Raw genomic sequence first — 16934 nt, 5'->3', positions numbered from 1 at the left:
TAGTCGAAGTGCGAAAGCGAACTAGCGAGACCTGCAGGCAGGCAAGTTCATGACCAAAGGGAGAGTGAAACGCTAAAGCGTACATAAGAAATTTTACAAACAAAAAGCCCAAGATATATCTCGGGCTTTTTATATAAATACAATATATTATTTACTGTCTCGTATATGTAAGTACAATAGTCTCTTCTAATTCAAAAGTACCATCAGAACCATCTTCATTTAAAAACTCTCCCACAAAACCATCATTCAATGTAAAAACAAGGGTATTACCAGACACAACACCTGAAAGTGTTTCTCCAGCATCAACAATATTTACTGTATTTCCATTTTGACTGAAAGTTAATTGTATGGATTCATTATCTATATCACACTCTACAAGCTGTACAATATTTCCTGAAGCATCTTCTGAAACATAAATATCTAGAAAAGTTTCATTGACTGCAGTAGCAGTATTATCTGTAGAGAAAATAAGTCTATTATTTTGAAGACATCCTGTCTCAATTAATAAATCATTAGAAGCATCTCCGTCTCCATCAAGATCAAAACTTGTTTCTGTTTCAAAAGAAGTTAAAAGATACGTTTCTCCATCTACAAGAATAGAATCATTAGATGAGTCATCATCACTAGAACATGAAACAGAAATTGCTAAAAGAGAAATTGTTAAATACTTAAAAAGGTTTTTCATAAAATTGATATAGTATGTTAGTAGTAATTAAATTGAGTAGTAGGAACGATAAATATGTATGAATATTATAATACAAATCTATACGTCCATTTGACTAAGAAAGTATTTCTAATTTGTTGCCCTAATATTTGTTGATCTGCGGCATCAAAAAGACTAGCATCAGAAGCACTATTCCCTTCAATTCCCTGTGACCAAACCAAGAATAATTCAGACCCTGGAATATACTCCCAACGCATCACTAAGTTAGACCTAAACTGAACAAAGTTAAAATCAGGATTCCCAAAAGAATAATCAGTCGTTCCATCCTCATCTTCATCTATCACATACGATCCATTTTGAAAATCAATTTGGTTATCATTATATAACGTCACACGATCACTTAAACTTTCCGCTTCGCTATTAGCTACATAATTAAAATTACGATACGTTCCTTTTGCAATAAAAGGTTGTGCATAGTATTGTATGGTCAAATTAGGATTGATATTATAATTTACGCGCAATGTTGTAGTTAATGTCTCCTGATCTATTTCTCCAGTAATATATCGAGTTCCAAACTGTGCAGGAGCATACGCTTGCTGAGATACATACTGTGTCTTATTAGGATTTGACTCATATTCGGTCTCTAAATTCAAACTTAATGCATCTAGTGGTTGCCAGTTAAAACGTACCACATATCGTCTAAACTGGAAATTACTTTCCCTTGCTTGAGAATATACATACCCAAGGACTGCTGAGAATTTTTTACGCTGATCAGTACCGCTAAATGTAAATCCAAAATTCTCATCACCAAACCTCCAACGTGGCCCTCCTCTCAAGAACGTATTGATAAAAATACGAGGTTTGTGTCCAAAGCCTACTTCCGTAAACCAGTTATTTTTCCAGTTGACCTCTGCTTGCATATCATACTGAATGCGATTGTAATTTCCTTGAAAATCAAACGTGGTAAATTGATTCAGATTTACTTGAGCTCTACGATACCACCCTGTTGGTTTTAAAAACAAATAGCGTAACCAAGCACTTTGGCGTATCTCATCTGCTTGTCTTAAAAACCCAATATCATTCAATTCTAACTCTGGAGATCTCCATGTAAAGCTATTTCCATAGCGCCAGTTTCCCCCACCATCTTTTCCAATTGCAATACGACCACCTGTACCTGTAAGTGATGTTCTAGTAGGATCTACTTCCACATGATCTGCATCTACTCTATTAAATAAATGTCGAATAGACTGTTGTGTCCTTGTGATAGATTCCTCAGAGCCCGTTACATTACTAAACAAAAATTTTCCATCTATAAAATAGTTGCGATTTTGCCAGGTATGCTGTCCATCTATTCCTCCAGTAAGTGCTTTATCATGAAGAAAAGGTAAATTTTGATCCAAGGTTCTATCTGTATATGTTACAAGTCCACCAACAAAAGAATTACGATTATTAAGGTCTTTTTGCACACGTATTACACTATAACTTGTTAATGGCTCTACAAGTTCTTTACGGCTTTCTCCTAAATTATCTTCAAGTGCTAATTCATCACGTATTTCACTACGATCATCTAGTGCTATTTCTGCAAACTCATTGGCTGTAATACTTTGTAACGCTCCAATAGACCATCCATCTTTTGTTTTACCACTAAACTTTGCGGCACCCAGTATGGTAGAGTTAATAGGAAAGTCTTCAAATTCCCCTTTACTTCCATCTGCAGTAGAAAATCCTTGTGGACTACGCCCTATACGTCTAGAGAAAAACAAATTATCCTGACTTCCATTCAGACCAAGCTGAAAAATATTAGCATTCTCTACAAAAAACGGTCGACGTTCCTGAAAGAAAATTTCAAACCCATCAAGTGCAATAGCACCTGGATCTGCATCTACCTGGCCAAAATCCGGATTTACGGTAAGATCTAATGTAAGGTCATTTGTGATTCCAATTTTTGCGTCTATCCCTCCATTTAATCTAAAGTCATCGCCATCTCTAAAAGGATTCCCTGGCTCTGCTTCAAACGTATCATATTGCCCTACCAAGAAAGGTTGAATTTCTAATTGCTTTTGAGGTTCTATATTTTTAAGACCACGTAATTCTCCAAAATTACTTACCCATCCATTCGCATCTTGAGGTACACGTTGCCATACATCACGTTCTTGATTTCTAAAAAACAATCTATTTACTTGTAGCCCCCAAACCTGTTCTTCTGCCTTTCCAAATTTAAGTTGACTTAAAGGTATTTTGGCTTCAGCCGTCCACCCTTCTTCATCTATATGACTTGCTGCATACCAGATAGGGTTCCAACTATCATCAAAATTTCCATTATTGGAGATAAACTCATCTCCTTTTACACCAGAGGCAGAAATTGTAAATGAAAACCCAGAACGATCATCATTATAACTATCTATATTAATTTCAACCCAATCGCCAGGAAAGTCATCACGACGTCCCATACGTTTTTCTATCTTATCTACTTCTGTATCATAGGCACGCCATGCAACATATAGATATTTTTGATCATAGGTTATTTTGAATTTGGTTTGTTGTTCTGGCGGCGTATTTTCATCCGGTTCATTTTCTATAAAATCGCCAGCCCATTCTACTGCATTCCATGCATCTTCATTTATAATCCCATCTATAATGGGTGCTTCTCCCGTATAAGCATTTGTAGTATAGGTGCGCTTAGGAACTACGGTAGTGGTTTTTGTAGAATCTGTTTGTGAGTACGCTTTCGCGAAAGCGGAAACGTATATAATAAAGCATAAAATAACTGCTCGTTGATTGATTGATTGCATGAATTGATGATTAGTTGATGCCCTAATAGACCTAAAAACTATAATAGATGTGACACTATTGTCTTTTTTTATGAATATCTTAACTTTTTTAACAGAGAATCACTTCAATCATTCAGTTACTCTAATGTGTATGTGACTGTTATAGGTCCGTTATAGATACATATCGTTCCATCATTTTGCAAAAATTCTAACGGAAGTATTTCTTCTTCAGAAAAAGTAAAGGTCATCGTATTATTTAAAAATTCTCCTTCTACAGAAATTCCATTATCAAAAGAAAACACAATCTGATCATCATTAATGGTATATTCTGTAAAACCATCACAACTTAACACAGCACAAATGGCAGTTTGTATAAGTGTCCCTGTATCATCTTCTTCGACCTCCAAAAGTATACTTCCAAAAGGACAAGCAATACCTCTTTCTTCAAATAAAAGGCTTCCTATATCCAAACAATCATTAAATACCTGTAACCAAAGAGGGGAAAACAAAGGCGTTTCAATAAGCAAATCATTAGAAGAAATACCATCATCATTAAAATCCATAGCAGTATCTAATTGGTACGAGGTAATAACATAGGTTTGTCCTGCAAGTGGAGAACTTGTATCATCAGAACTGCAACTAAAGAACAAAAGGATTAGGAATGTACTTAGAATTAGTTTCCTCATTTTGATTTTTTTTACTAAAAATACCTCTTTTAAAACGAATGAAAAAAGGAGAAGTAATTATTATAAAATGTGTCCTATATATATACCCTATATTTACCCTTCTAAAAACACTATAAAATATTGCCGCTCGGCTATTTGTGTAATCAATAATTAATTGTACTTTTGCAGACCGTTTTTACACGGGAAAATTGGAATGTTTAATTAAAATTAATTAGTGTGGACACATTAAGTTACAAAACAGTATCTGCAAACAAAGCTACCGTAAACAAGGAGTGGGTTTTGATAGACGCTGACGGACAGACGCTAGGACGTATGTCATCTATCGTAGCTAAGTTTTTACGCGGTAAGTACAAAACTAACTTTACACCTCATGTTGATTGTGGAGATAACGTAGTTGTTATCAATGCAGAGAAGATCAACTTAACAGGGAGTAAATGGACGGACAAATCATACATCCGTCACACAGGATATCCTGGTGGGCAGCGTAGTCTTACAGCAACAGAACTCTTCGATAAAGACCCTACTCGCATCATTGAGAATGCAGTAAAAGGTATGTTACCTAAAAACAAATTAGGTAGTGCTTTATTTCGCAATTTGAAAGTGTACTCTGGATCAGAGCATGGACAAGAGGCACAAAAGCCTAGAACAATTAATCTTAACGAAATTAAGTAATGGAAGTAATTCACAAAATCGGTCGTCGTAAGACCGCTGTAGCACGTGTATATGTTTCTGAAGGAAAAGGAAACATTACCGTAAACAAAAAAGACATGGCTACGTACTTCCCTACCGCAACGTTACAGTACAAAGTAAACCAACCATTGGTATTAACCGAAAATGATGGGAACTTTGACATTAAAGTAAACGTATACGGAGGTGGTATAACAGGTCAAGCAGAAGCAATTCGCCTTGCGCTTTCTAGAGCAATGTGTGAGCTAGATGCAGAAAACCGTAGCATCCTTAAACCAGAAGGTTTATTGACTAGAGATCCAAGAATGGTAGAGCGTAAGAAATTCGGACAGAAGAAAGCTCGTAAGAAATTCCAGTTCTCTAAGCGTTAATACATCGTGTATTAATCTCAGAATTAAGAAAATTAAAAATGTTGTCGTTGCTTGGTTCGCTTTCGCGAAAGCGTATAAAGAATCAAGGTTAGTTTAGCATCTAAACCCTGTCTAGTACAGTGTTGCTAATTTAAGTCCAACGGAACGTAAACTATTACAAAAATGGCAAACAACATAGAAGTTAAAGAATTACTTGATGCAGGTGTACACTTTGGTCACCTCACAAGAAGATGGGATCCAAATATGGCACCATATATCTATATGGAGCGTAATGGTATTCACATCATTAACTTATACAAAACAGCTGCAAAAATCGAAGAGTCTTCAGAAGCTCTTAAAAAAATAGCAGCATCAGGTAGAAAAATACTTTTCGTAGCTACCAAAAAACAAGCAAAAGATATCGTAGCAGACAAAGCTGCAAAAGCAAACATGCCTTACATCACAGAAAGATGGCCTGGTGGGATGCTTACTAACTTTGTTACTATTAGAAAAGCAGTAAAGAAAATGCAAACTATCGACCGTATGAAGGCTGATGGTCGTTTTGATACGCTATCTAAGAAGGAAAAACTACAAATGAATCGTCTTCGTGAGAAGCTTGACAAAAACTTAGGATCTATTGCAGATATGACACGTCTTCCAGGTGCATTATTTGTTGTAGATATTAAGCGTGAGCACATCGCGATTAAAGAAGCTCAAAAATTAAACATTCCAATATTTGCGATGGTAGATACCAACTCTGACCCACGTCAAGTTGATTATCTTATCCCATCTAATGATGATGCTTCAAAATCTATCGATAAGATTGTAGGATATGTATCTGATGCAGTAATTGAAGGTCTTGCAGAACGTAAGGCTGGAAAAGAAGCTCAAGCAGAAGGAAAAGACAATGCTCCAAAAGCAAAAGCGAAACCAGCAGCAAAGCCAGCTCCTGCACCAGCAGAAAAAGCAGCTCCTGCGCCAGTAGCTAAAGCTGAACCAGCAAAAGTTGAAGCTCCAGCAAGCGAAGAAGAAGAGTAATAAGAAATTTATTGAAGACAGAAGTCGTTTAGTTTTTTTCTTACACGGATTAAATTAAACGACTTTTTTTTAATGTATAACCAATGATATTTCCGTAAAAGCGGAAATGAAAATGAAAATAATTATGGCAAAAATTACAGCCGCAGACGTAAACAAGCTTAGAAAATCTACCGGAGCCGGTATGATGGATTGTAAAAAAGCATTAGTAGAAGCAGAAGGTGATTTTGACAAAGCAATTGCTATCCTTCGTAAGAAAGGACAAAAAATTGCAGAAAAAAGAGCAGATAGAGATTCTAGTGAAGGTGCTGTTGTTGCAAAAATAAATGATGATAACACAAGAGGTGTTGTTGTTTCTTTAAATTGTGAAACAGATTTCGTTGCTAAAAATGATTCTTTCGTAGCGATGGCTCGCCAAATGGCAGATATCGCATTAGGAACAAATTCTAAAGAAGAATTTCTTGCTGCTGATTTTGAAGGAATGACTGTAGCCGAAAAATTGATCGAGCAAACAGGTGTTATCGGAGAAAAAATTGAAATAGGTGGCTTCAAAACATTAGAAGCTCCTTTTGTAGGTTCTTATGTACACGGTAATAAAATTGGAGCATTAGTAGGATTATCTGCTGGAGCAGATACTGCTGCAGAAGTTGCTAAGTCTGTATCTATGCAAGTAGCATCTATGGGAGCGACTACATTATCTTACAAAGATTTTGATCCTGCATACGTTGCATCTGAAACAGAAGCAAGAATTGCCGCTATTGAAAAAGACAATATTGAATTAGGTCGTTTAGGTAAAACACTTAAAAATGTACCTGAATATATCTCTATGTCTCAGTTAACTCCTGAAGTTTTAGCTAAAGCTGAAGCTGATATCAAAGCACAATTACAAGCGGAAGGAAAGCCAGAAAAAATTTGGGATAAAATTGTTCCTGGAAAATTAGAGCGCTTTATTTCAGATAATACAACACTAGATCACGAGCAGTGTCTTCTTGATCAGCGTTTCATCATGGATGAAAGCGTAAGTGTTGCAGATTATGTAGCTAGTAAAGGAGATTTAAACGTTACATCTTTTGAAAGAGTTTCTTTAGCATAAGCAAAAGAATATCAAATACACATAAAAAAATGCGCTCTATTTATTTAGAGCGCATTTTTTATATATTGTTATTTCTAATACTAATTATCTCTCTCAATCACAAGATTTGCTAGAGGCTCTGTAAGTGGGTTTCCATTTCCGAATGGAGCTCCATCATAAATACTTATAGCAGCATTTTCATCACCATCATTTGCTTCATAAGTATCTCCTAGAATAACACCTGCATCTATAGGACGTAATTCCATTTCTTCTAAGTCTATAAGCTCATCTCCATTTACAACATTAAATGAACTTACTCCTAAGAACCAATCTGGACTAGGATTTAATCTAGCTAAAACAGTAATTCTAGTACGCGTAGGTGTTACTGTAACAGACGTACTAGCTGATGATTCAGGACCTACCATTCCTGCTGTAGTAATGCTAAACAACCCATCTCCCTCTTCTCCTAAAGAAGTACTTATAAAAGCAGCAAGACCATCTACATCACCAGACTCTGCATACAAAGCCATACCGTCTGATGCTAACTGACCAAGTGAATATACAGATACTTCAGGAGCATGCGCTATTGCTACAATAGTTCCAAAAGAAGCATTTGTAGGATAATCCTGAGGATTATCTGTTTGATTAAAATTGGTTGTTAATTCAATAGTATATGAAGCACTAGCTTCTGGTAAACCTGGACCTGTTGGACCTCCTCCTGTTGGACCTCCATCATCATCACTTCCACAACTAATAAAGAATGAAAGAATAATCAGATAACTTAGTTTGAATAATTTGTTCATAATTGATGTATACATTTTTGATTTTAATAAATATTTTGGAAAATAATACGTGCATAGCAACACTTATATATTTATGTCATAAATATAATAAACTTGCCACTTCCAAAAGGTAAGAGTTTATAATAGTTTACATAAAAACAACCACTTTATAGCATAAAACAGCATTCTTTCGATTTTACATTTTAAAAAAGCACTAACTTATTTACTTTCATCTTGCTTAAAAGAATTTCTTTAAAAAAGTAGCATAAGCACTATATTTGCATAATCTTTTCAACCTATGACATACAAAAGAATATTACTTAAGTTATCTGGCGAGTCCTTAATGGGTGATCGCCAATATGGTATTGACCCTAAACGCCTATCTGAATATGCTACAGACATCAAAAAAGTAATTGATACTGGAGTTCAAATTGCTATCGTAATAGGTGGCGGAAACATCTTTAGAGGTGTTGCTGGGGCAAGCAAAGGAATGGATCGTGTACAAAGTGATCACATGGGAATGCTTGCTACTGTAATAAACGGACTTGCATTACAAGATGCATTAGAAGATGCAGACATCCCTACACGACTTCAAACAGCTATAAAAATAAATGAAGTTGCAGAACCTTTTATAAGAAGAAAAGCGATGCGTCACTTAGAAAAAGGACGTGTTGTTATTTTTGGAGGTGGTACAGGAAACCCTTATTTCACAACAGATTCAGCAGCCGTTTTACGTGCTATTGAAATAGAAGCTGATGTAATTCTTAAAGGAACTCGCGTTGATGGAATTTACACCGCAGATCCAGAAAAGAATAGTGACGCAGTAAAGTATGACAATATCTCATTTGACGACGTATTGCGTAAAGGCTTAAAAGTAATGGATACTACAGCATTTACGCTAAGTCAAGAAAATGAACTTCCTATTATTGTTTTTGACATGAACACCCCAGGAAACCTATTAAAAGTAGTGACTGGAGAACAAATAGGAACCACAGTAAACCTATAGAATTAGTATATGGCGTAGTTTTTGTTAAATTGCGTATAAAATATGTTACATTATGAATGAAGAAATTCAATTTATATTAGATAGTACTAAAGAAGCAATGGAAGGTGCTATCAATCATCTTGCAAAAAGATTACTAACTATTCGCGCTGGAAAAGCTAGTCCTGCTATGTTACAAGGAGTGATGGTAGATTATTATGGTAGCCCAACACCACTTGCACAGGTAGCCAATGTAAATACTCCAGATGGACGAACTATATCTATACAACCTTGGGAAAAATCAATTATTGGAGATATAGAACGCGCTATTATCAATTCGAATCTAGGCTTTAATCCTATGAATAATGGAGAAAGTGTAATTATAAACGTCCCTCCTCTTACAGAAGAAAGACGTAAAGACCTTGTAAAACAAGCTCGTTCTGAAGCAGAAGACGCGAGAATTGGAGTTCGTAACGATAGAAAAAACGCTAATAATGATCTAAAAAAATTAGATGATGTTTCTGAAGATGCTGTCAAAAATGCAGAAATTGATGTGCAAAATCTTACAGATACTTACATTAAACAAGTAGATGATACACTCGCTGCAAAAGAAAAAGAAATAATGACCGTTTAATTCATAAGACGATCGTTAAACTAATACAAAAAGCGACCGCTATCGGTCGCTTTTTTAATACATTTGAATTCACTATAAACTCTCTATGTATAAAATACTTGTTGTTTTATTATGTATACAAGCCACTTCTTTTGCGCAAACTAAATCTAACAAAACAGCAGAAGAACTTATACAAAAGGCTATCTCACTACGAGATAGTAATGACCCACGAGTAGTTTTACCAAATTACGCCTACACGAGTTATGAAAAAACCATCATTACTGACAGTCTTAGTTCTAGCACTCACAGCTATTTATCTGAAAAAGTAAGTAACACTAGTTATACCTCATCACAAGGTTTTGTTGAAGACATTACAGGCTTTCAATTGGCTGGATTTAAAAAAACCCGATATGAAGTACTTGCCGTAGATTTACAATCACACTCATTTTATGATGAAGATTTTGTGATTTTCAACACACGATATGCAGGTATCTTATCCCGTAGAGGGGTTAGAAATTATATATACGACACCGTCCCTTCTGATGCTGCAGATGAAATACATATTTCCTTTACACCTAAAAGACCCAGAGCAGTTCCCGGGCTATCTGGTGTTATGGTATTAGACAAAGAAAAACTTGCTATTAAAAATGTAGAAGTAAGTCTAGATGATGCCATAAAAATAAAGCTTACCCAATCCTATATCCTTAATGAAGAAACGGGTCTTTATTTACAGAAAAATAGAGCATTATTTATAGACAAAGGAAATAGCGACAGACGACTTTCCTTTTTTGGAGGGCGTATTTCCATAGGAACATTACAAGAGGAAGATTTAGAAGAAATGATTACTAAAAAGTATCTCGTTTCTACTACTAGTAATAGTAATTTTTCGCTTAAAGCGAAAGAAATACAAACACAACCTTACTCTATAACAATAGCGTCAGATGCTACCGAAAAACCCCCTAGCTTTTGGCAAGAGTATCGTTTAGAAGAACTCACGAATAAAGACAAGCGTAGTTTTTCCGAGATAGAACGTATAATCAGCGCTGAAAATATAGAACGTCGTTTAGGAACGATTAATAATTTTAGTGTCGGTTATTACAGCGTCAATTTCTTTGATTTTGACCTTACTTACCCAGTAAAATTCAACAATTTTGAAGGCTTACGACTAGGCTTAGGTGGCGTCACTAATGAAAGTTTTTCAAAAAGATTTCGCATAGAAGGTTATGGTGCCTATGGTTTTAAAGACAAAGATATTAAGTATGGTGCTGGTGGTGGTGTACTTCTAGATGCTAAAAAAGATGCTTGGCTTAGCTTAACATATAATAGTGATCTAGAAGAAGTAGGAAACTATGCTTATTTGACTGACCGACGTGTATATTCCTTATTTGAACCTAGACTCGTCAATATTAATTTATTTTACAAACACCGAACGACACGTACAAATCTTGAATACCGCATTGCTCCAAAACTACTCTCTGAATTTCAGGTCGCTCATAGACGTATAGAACAAACCACTCCCTACCGATATATAAAAGACGGAGAAGAAATAAGTAATTATAATATTACAGAAGCAACCGCAGGCATACGATGGAGTCCTGGCAGTAAATTTATGAAAACCAATAGTGGCATAAATGAAGTATATGATGGATATCCAAAAGTAACTGCTCAGATTTCACAAAGTATAGACGGCCTAGAAGGAGATTTTAATTTCACTAAAATAGGTGCCAAAGTATTTTACAGACTCGATAGACTTAACAAGTCTGCCACAGAGCTTCTCATAGAAGGCAATGTAGGTTTTGGAGATCTTCCTATCACCCATTTATTTCAAGCATATCCTAATGCCCCTACAAAAGAAACCATACTTCAACGCTTTTCTGTAGCCGGAGTCAATAGTTTTGAAACCATGTTCTTTAGTGAGTTTTTCTCAGATAGGTTATTTACGGCACAACTAAAACACAGACTTGCACCATTTAATATCAGCAAGCGATTTAAACCTGAAATGGTATTTATTAGTCGATTTGCGATAGGAGATATTAGCAATCCTGAAGATCATTTAGATATTCAATTTGGCTCTTTAAGAGAAGGATACACAGAAACAGGTTTCGAAATCAACAAATTAATCTTTGGTTTTGGAACAAGTTTCACCTATAGATATGGCGCCTATCATCTGCCTAATTTTGAAGACAATATTGCCTTTAAATTTACTTTTAATTTACAACTTTAGAAAAGTATCATCATTCTCGGATTTTCTTTAATAAAAGAATACCTTTGCGGTAGTAAACAGCGATAATGGCCAAGTTTTTAAGTTCAGGATTTTGGGAGAGCATTGCAGGCATTATTCTGCGCAATAAACTTCTCATTCTTATACTTGTTATCGGTGCTACTATTTTATTAGGAATGCAGTGGACACACATGCGATTTACCTACACAGAAGCAAACCTACTTCCTGATGATCATGAAGTCAACTTAGAATACAATACATTCCTTGATAAATTTGGCGAAGAAGGAAATCTTATTGTTATAGGAATCAAAAATGATAGTTTATTTACACCATCCGTTCTAAATGCTTGGAACAGTCTATCTGAAAAAATAGATCAGTATGAAGAGGTTACCTTATCCATCTCTCTAAAAGATCTTAAATTACTTGACAAACAAGAGAATCCTGCTCGATTTGATTTAAAATCATTTATTACAGATAGTGTAACTTCTACAAAACAAGCGTCAGATTATAGAAAGCAGTTATTTAATGACCTGCCGTTTTACGAAAACTTAATTTACAATAAAGAAACGGGTACGGTACGATCTGCTATCTATCTAGATAAAGCAATTGTAAACACCCCAGCGCGAAGAGATTTTATTGTTAATGATCTTGTACCATTAATAGCAAATTTTGAGTCAGCATCAGGCATTAAAGTTCGTACAAGTGGGATGCCCTACATACGCACACTTAATTCTCAAAATATTATAGATGAGATAGGTTTATTTGTAGGAGCCGCTTTATTAGTGACTTCATTAATATTCTTTTTCTTCTTTAGATCGTATAGAGCCACCTTTATTTCTATGATTACCGTAATTATTGGAGTTATGTGGGCTTTTGGATTCTTAGGATTACTTAGATATGAAATCACGGTGCTTACAGCGCTTATACCACCTCTTATTATCGTTATTGGAATTCCAAATTGCATCTTTTTAATTAATAAGTACCAGCATGAATACAAGATGCATGGTAATAAGATAAAAGCATTACAACGTGTAATTACGAAGGTTGGAAATGCCACACTGATGACCAATATTACAACGGCTTCAGGATTTGCTACATTCATTCTTACGGAGAGCTCTTTATTAAAAGAGTTTGGGGTTGTTGCAAGTATCAATATCATAGGAATATTCTTATTATCCTTATTAATCATTCCTATCATATACAGTTATATGCCTCCTCCAAAAGAGAAACATTTAAAACATTTAGGCAAAAATTGGATTGAAGGATTTGTAAATTGGATGGAACGTATGGTGAGAAACCATCGTATAGCCATTTACATTGTGAGCATCATCTTATTAACGGCAAGCATGATAGGTATCAATCAAATACGTATTTCTGGAAGTCTCATAGAAGATATGCCTAAAAAAACTGCTTTTTTTCAAGACATTAAGTTTTTTGAAGAAGAGTTTGATGGCATCATGCCTTTAGAAATCTTAATAGACACTAAACGTAAAAAAGGAGTCATGAAGCTGGCTACTTTAAAACGTATGGATGAACTAAGTCAGGTAATAGAAGAACAACCAGAGCTATCGAAGCCTGTCTCTATAGTCAACTTAGTAAAGTATGCAAAACAAGCCTATTATAATGGCTCTCCAAAATACTATCAATTACCGAGTAGTAACGAACGTAATTTTATCCTACCATATACCAGTAGTTTTTCAGAGCAAACCAACCTCATGGGAGCCTATGTAGATAGTACTGGGCAATATGCACGTATCACAACCTTTATGAAAGACATTGGCACTGATAAAATGGAACGTGCCGAAGAAAATTTAAGAGCAAAAATTAAAACACTATTTCCAGAAGAACGTTATGAAGTGACGCTAACTGGAAAAGCACTTGTATTTCAAAAAGGAACCAACTATTTAGTAAACAATTTAGTCATTAGTTTATCACTTGCTATTCTCCTTATTGCCCTATTTATGGCATGGATGTTCCGATCATTTAAAATGATTCTTGTATCTCTCATACCTAATTTATTACCGTTATTAGTCACTGCAGGAATGATGGGCTTTATAGGCATCCCTATAAAACCATCTACCATATTAGTATTTAGTATTGCATTTGGAATATCTGTAGATGACACTATACATTTCTTAGCAAAATACAGGCAAGAATTACGCGCTAGCAGGTGGAAAATTAAAAAATCTGTGTATGCATCCTTACGCGAAACCGGGGTCAGCATGTTCTATACATCCATCGTATTATTCTTTGGGTTCTCTGTTTTTATGATTAGTAGTTTTGGAGGAACTGTTGCTTTAGGAGGTTTGGTAAGCGCTACACTATTATTTGCTATGTTAGCCAACCTATTGCTCCTCCCTTCCCTATTACTTTCGTTGGAACGCAGTATTGCCAACAAGAAAACACTCAAAGAACCTGCATTGCAAATCATCACAGAATTAAACGAAGAGCAGGAGACAAAAAACGACCCTTCCGAAGAGAATACCACAAGCTAAACGACTTATAAAGCATATTCTAATTTGATAAATGTTCCTGTTTACGCTTTCGCGAAAGCGTATAAAGTAAAATTCGAATCAAAAAACAGTATTCCCTTAACAAAGTAGGCTGTCATTTTCAAAACATCATTTATATTTGCGGTTCGCAAATTAAACCCTTTATAGTAAAGGAATGATTTGAAATATAAGTAAGTATCGGTCTAAAACACCGAAGGAATCAATCCCAAGACGGGATTAAAAATTAAAATACCATGACCTATATCTCTATTATTGATCTTTTAGCAAGTGATGCTATACATCAGGAGTTCACTGTAAAAGGATGGGTACGCTCTTTTAGAGCTAATCAATTTATTGCACTTAATGATGGTTCTACCATTAAAAACATACAATGCGTCGTAGACTATGAGAATATGGACGACGCGCTCTTAAATCGCATTAATACAGGTGCCGCTATTGTAGTAACTGGAGTTCTTGAAGAGAGTCAAGGAGCTGGACAACGTGTAGAGATCAAGGTAAAATCTATAGAAATAGAAGGAGATGCCGATCCAGAAGAAGTAAAACTTACCATTTTATCTCCTAAACGCCATACTTTAGAAAAATTGCGTGAGCAAGCACACTTACGTGTACGTACCAATACTTTTGGGGCTATTATGAGAATGCGCTCTAAACTGTCATTTGCAGTTCATCAATATTTTAATGAAAATGGTTTTTTCCAAGCACACACACCTATGATTACAGGGAGTGATGCAGAAGGTGCTGGAGAAATGTTTCAAGTAACAGGACTGGATCTTAATAATCCTCCTAAAAAAGAAGATGGAAGCATTGATTACAGTCAAGACTTTTTTGGAAAAGAAACCAATCTAACAGTTTCTGGACAACTAGAAGCCGAAACCTATGCTTTAGGATTAGGAAAGGTGTATACATTTGGTCCTACATTTAGAGCTGAAAACAGCAATACCTCACGTCATCTTGCTGAGTTTTGGATGATTGAGCCTGAGGTTGCTTTTAATGATCTAGATGCCAACATGGATCTTGCAGAAGATTTTATTAAATATGTCATCGGATACGTATTAGAACATTGTCAAGATGATTTAGAATTCCTAGAAAATCGCCTTATTGAAGAAGACAAAAAGAAACCACAAGCAGAGCGCGCTAGCATGTTATTACGTGAGAAACTAGCGTTTGTGATGAACAACAACTTCAAGCGTGTAAGCTATACAGAAGCGATTGCGATATTACGTAACAGTAAACCAAACAAGAAAAAGAAATTCAAATACATCATAGATGAATGGGGTGCTGATTTACAAAGTGAGCATGAGCGTTATCTTGTAGAAAAGCATTTTGAATGCCCTGTGATTCTCTTTGATTACCCTGCAAACATCAAAGCATTTTACATGCGTTTAAATGAAGATGGAAAAACGGTACGTGCTATGGATATTTTATTTCCTGGTATTGGAGAAATTGTAGGTGGATCACAACGAGAAGAACGTTTGGATGTGCTTAAAGAAAAAATGGCTGCTTTAGATATTCCTGAAGAAGAGTTATGGTGGTACCTAGACACTCGTAAATTTGGAACCTGTATTCATAGTGGTTTTGGCCTCGGTTTTGAACGTTTAGTACTCTTTGCAACAGGTATGACTAATATTAGAGATGTGATTCCTTATCCTCGTTTTCCTGGCCATGCTGAATTTTAATCATCAAACGATACTATATCCAAATATTTAATTTTCAAACACTTGCTTCAGTATCTAAAACATATTCTAAACTTTTCTGAATAAAGACTATTAGTTTAGTAATTGCAAAAAAAAAGGGGCTTTCGCCCCTTTTTTTTTGCAATTACTACACGTATCATTGTAACTTACAAAAATCACATTCATAACCACAAAAACCAAAAACAATTATGAAACTTTTACATCTTATGATTCCGTTTACAATGATGAGCCTTTTGCTTGTTGATTGTAAAGGAGATCACACAAATAATGAAGATGATGGTAATTCTGGACCACCAACAATTGTTGTCGTAGAAAGACCAGATATGGCTATAGAGCTTGATGAAGCCATTGCCCTATATCAAAATTATGGTGAGAATAGAGTAAAACTAATAGAAACTCACGAAAACGAAGAAGTAGGAGAAGTAGACGACTACCAAGCAACACGTTCCCTTACGTTTAATTACAAAGAATTAAGACAGTATTTAGATTATGTAGAACAAGAAGCAAAAGAAGCAAATACTGACATCATGGGTATTCGTGTGTATTTAGGGCAGTATGACACGGAAAATTCACCACATCCAAACGCTGAAACGGTATTCTTTAATCCAACGATGAAAAAAGATGGAAATGAAGTAGCTTTTGCTATTCAAAATCAAAACGGAAACCCTACAGCGGTTCCAGTAGGACAATTACAAGAGTATTATCTTAAAATCAAAAATGGTAAACTTAAAACACCTGGAAAAGCAAATTTAGTATTAGTTCAAGATGATGTTACTAGTTTAGCTGGAAATGAAGGTCATAGAAGACCTCCTCCAAAATCTGGTGATGACGAAGATTTCGAATAATATAAATTAATTAGTAAAT

General features: G+C 35.3%; 14 protein-coding genes. 10 read left to right on the top strand and 4 right to left on the bottom strand.

The window, feature by feature from the left end; translation table 11 throughout:
• Positions 1 to 151: 151 nt before the first annotated feature.
• The 3 genes from Q1A01_RS07195 to Q1A01_RS07185 all read right to left on the bottom strand — a co-directional run bounded on the left by Q1A01_RS07195 (position 152) and on the right by Q1A01_RS07185 (position 4121).
• Positions 152 to 685, bottom strand: a complete 534-nt coding sequence (locus Q1A01_RS07195; RefSeq protein WP_299678150.1) for a hypothetical protein — start codon at positions 683 to 685, stop codon at positions 152 to 154.
• A gap of 65 nt (positions 686 to 750) precedes the next feature.
• On the bottom strand, positions 751 to 3456 hold the full coding sequence (locus Q1A01_RS07190; RefSeq protein ID WP_299678148.1) for a DUF5916 domain-containing protein: 2706 nt from the start codon (positions 3454 to 3456) through the stop codon (positions 751 to 753).
• A 116-nt stretch (positions 3457 to 3572) separates the two neighbouring features.
• The gene (locus Q1A01_RS07185; RefSeq protein ID WP_299678146.1) at positions 3573 to 4121 is read right to left on the bottom strand and encodes a hypothetical protein; all 549 of its coding nucleotides are present in this window, start codon (positions 4119 to 4121) and stop codon (positions 3573 to 3575) included.
• A 216-nt stretch (positions 4122 to 4337) separates the two neighbouring features.
• Here Q1A01_RS07185 and rplM point away from each other — a divergent pair, with 216 nt between their 5' ends.
• From rplM to tsf, 4 genes are all read left to right on the top strand, one after another.
• The gene (rplM, locus tag Q1A01_RS07180; protein WP_299678144.1) at positions 4338 to 4793 is read left to right on the top strand and encodes a 50S ribosomal protein L13; all 456 of its coding nucleotides are present in this window, start codon (positions 4338 to 4340) and stop codon (positions 4791 to 4793) included.
• On the top strand, positions 4793 to 5179 hold the full coding sequence (gene rpsI, locus Q1A01_RS07175) for a 30S ribosomal protein S9 (RefSeq protein ID WP_299678141.1): 387 nt from the start codon (positions 4793 to 4795) through the stop codon (positions 5177 to 5179). Before rplM ends, rpsI begins: the two co-directional genes overlap by 1 nt.
• 162 nt (positions 5180 to 5341) lie before the next feature.
• A complete protein-coding gene (gene rpsB, locus Q1A01_RS07170; protein WP_299678138.1) occupies positions 5342 to 6196 on the top strand; it encodes a 30S ribosomal protein S2 in 855 nt (284 codons plus the stop codon).
• A gap of 124 nt (positions 6197 to 6320) precedes the next feature.
• Positions 6321 to 7286, top strand: coding sequence for a translation elongation factor Ts (gene tsf, locus Q1A01_RS07165; protein ID WP_299678135.1), 966 nt, complete (start codon positions 6321 to 6323; stop codon positions 7284 to 7286).
• An 80-nt stretch (positions 7287 to 7366) separates the two neighbouring features.
• Here the strand turns inward: tsf and Q1A01_RS07160 are convergent, their stop codons facing one another.
• Positions 7367 to 8068: a spondin domain-containing protein gene (locus tag Q1A01_RS07160; RefSeq protein WP_299678132.1), complete on the bottom strand. Its 702-nt coding sequence runs from the start codon at positions 8066 to 8068 to the stop codon at positions 7367 to 7369.
• A gap of 277 nt (positions 8069 to 8345) precedes the next feature.
• Here Q1A01_RS07160 and pyrH point away from each other — a divergent pair, with 277 nt between their 5' ends.
• From pyrH to Q1A01_RS07130, 6 genes are all read left to right on the top strand, one after another.
• Positions 8346 to 9053 (top strand): UMP kinase, encoded by a 708-nt coding sequence (gene pyrH / locus Q1A01_RS07155; protein ID WP_299678129.1) that lies wholly within the window; start codon positions 8346 to 8348, stop codon positions 9051 to 9053.
• Positions 9054 to 9105: 52 nt separating this feature from the next.
• Positions 9106 to 9663, top strand: coding sequence for a ribosome recycling factor (gene frr / locus Q1A01_RS07150; protein ID WP_299678126.1), 558 nt, complete (start codon positions 9106 to 9108; stop codon positions 9661 to 9663).
• 85 nt (positions 9664 to 9748) lie between these two features.
• Complete coding sequence (locus tag Q1A01_RS07145; protein WP_299678124.1) at positions 9749 to 11866, top strand: DUF5686 family protein; 2118 nt, start codon at positions 9749 to 9751, stop codon at positions 11864 to 11866.
• A gap of 65 nt (positions 11867 to 11931) precedes the next feature.
• Entirely contained in the window at positions 11932 to 14358 is a 2427-nt protein-coding gene (locus Q1A01_RS07140; RefSeq protein WP_299678122.1) for an efflux RND transporter permease subunit, read from the top strand.
• A 251-nt stretch (positions 14359 to 14609) separates the two neighbouring features.
• Positions 14610 to 16052, top strand: a complete 1443-nt coding sequence (gene asnS, locus Q1A01_RS07135) for an asparagine--tRNA ligase (RefSeq protein ID WP_299678120.1) — start codon at positions 14610 to 14612, stop codon at positions 16050 to 16052.
• A 206-nt stretch (positions 16053 to 16258) separates the two neighbouring features.
• Positions 16259 to 16915 (top strand): hypothetical protein, encoded by a 657-nt coding sequence (locus Q1A01_RS07130; RefSeq protein ID WP_299678118.1) that lies wholly within the window; start codon positions 16259 to 16261, stop codon positions 16913 to 16915.
• Positions 16916 to 16934 lie beyond the last annotated feature (19 nt).

Source organism: uncultured Dokdonia sp. (assembly GCF_947492815.1).
Lineage (GTDB): Bacteria > Bacteroidota > Bacteroidia > Flavobacteriales > Flavobacteriaceae > Dokdonia.
The sequence above is the reverse complement of the archived record's forward strand: the minus strand, read 5'-3'. Positions and strand labels throughout refer to the sequence as shown.

Coding starts and splice junctions, on each gene's coding strand:
- Q1A01_RS07195 (WP_299678150.1), bottom strand. CDS start 685: ATGAAAAACCTTTTTAAGTATTTAACAATTTCTCTTTTAGCAATTTCT.
- Q1A01_RS07190 (WP_299678148.1), bottom strand. CDS start 3,456: ATGCAATCAATCAATCAACGAGCAGTTATTTTATGCTTTATTATATAC.
- Q1A01_RS07185 (WP_299678146.1), bottom strand. CDS start 4,121: ATGAGGAAACTAATTCTAAGTACATTCCTAATCCTTTTGTTCTTTAGT.
- rpsI (WP_299678141.1), top strand. CDS start 4,793: ATGGAAGTAATTCACAAAATCGGTCGTCGTAAGACCGCTGTAGCACGT.
- rpsB (WP_299678138.1), top strand. CDS start 5,342: ATGGCAAACAACATAGAAGTTAAAGAATTACTTGATGCAGGTGTACAC.
- tsf (WP_299678135.1), top strand. CDS start 6,321: ATGGCAAAAATTACAGCCGCAGACGTAAACAAGCTTAGAAAATCTACC.
- Q1A01_RS07160 (WP_299678132.1), bottom strand. CDS start 8,068: ATGAACAAATTATTCAAACTAAGTTATCTGATTATTCTTTCATTCTTT.
- pyrH (WP_299678129.1), top strand. CDS start 8,346: ATGACATACAAAAGAATATTACTTAAGTTATCTGGCGAGTCCTTAATG.
- frr (WP_299678126.1), top strand. CDS start 9,106: ATGAATGAAGAAATTCAATTTATATTAGATAGTACTAAAGAAGCAATG.
- Q1A01_RS07145 (WP_299678124.1), top strand. CDS start 9,749: ATGTATAAAATACTTGTTGTTTTATTATGTATACAAGCCACTTCTTTT.
- Q1A01_RS07140 (WP_299678122.1), top strand. CDS start 11,932: ATGGCCAAGTTTTTAAGTTCAGGATTTTGGGAGAGCATTGCAGGCATT.
- asnS (WP_299678120.1), top strand. CDS start 14,610: ATGACCTATATCTCTATTATTGATCTTTTAGCAAGTGATGCTATACAT.
- Q1A01_RS07130 (WP_299678118.1), top strand. CDS start 16,259: ATGAAACTTTTACATCTTATGATTCCGTTTACAATGATGAGCCTTTTG.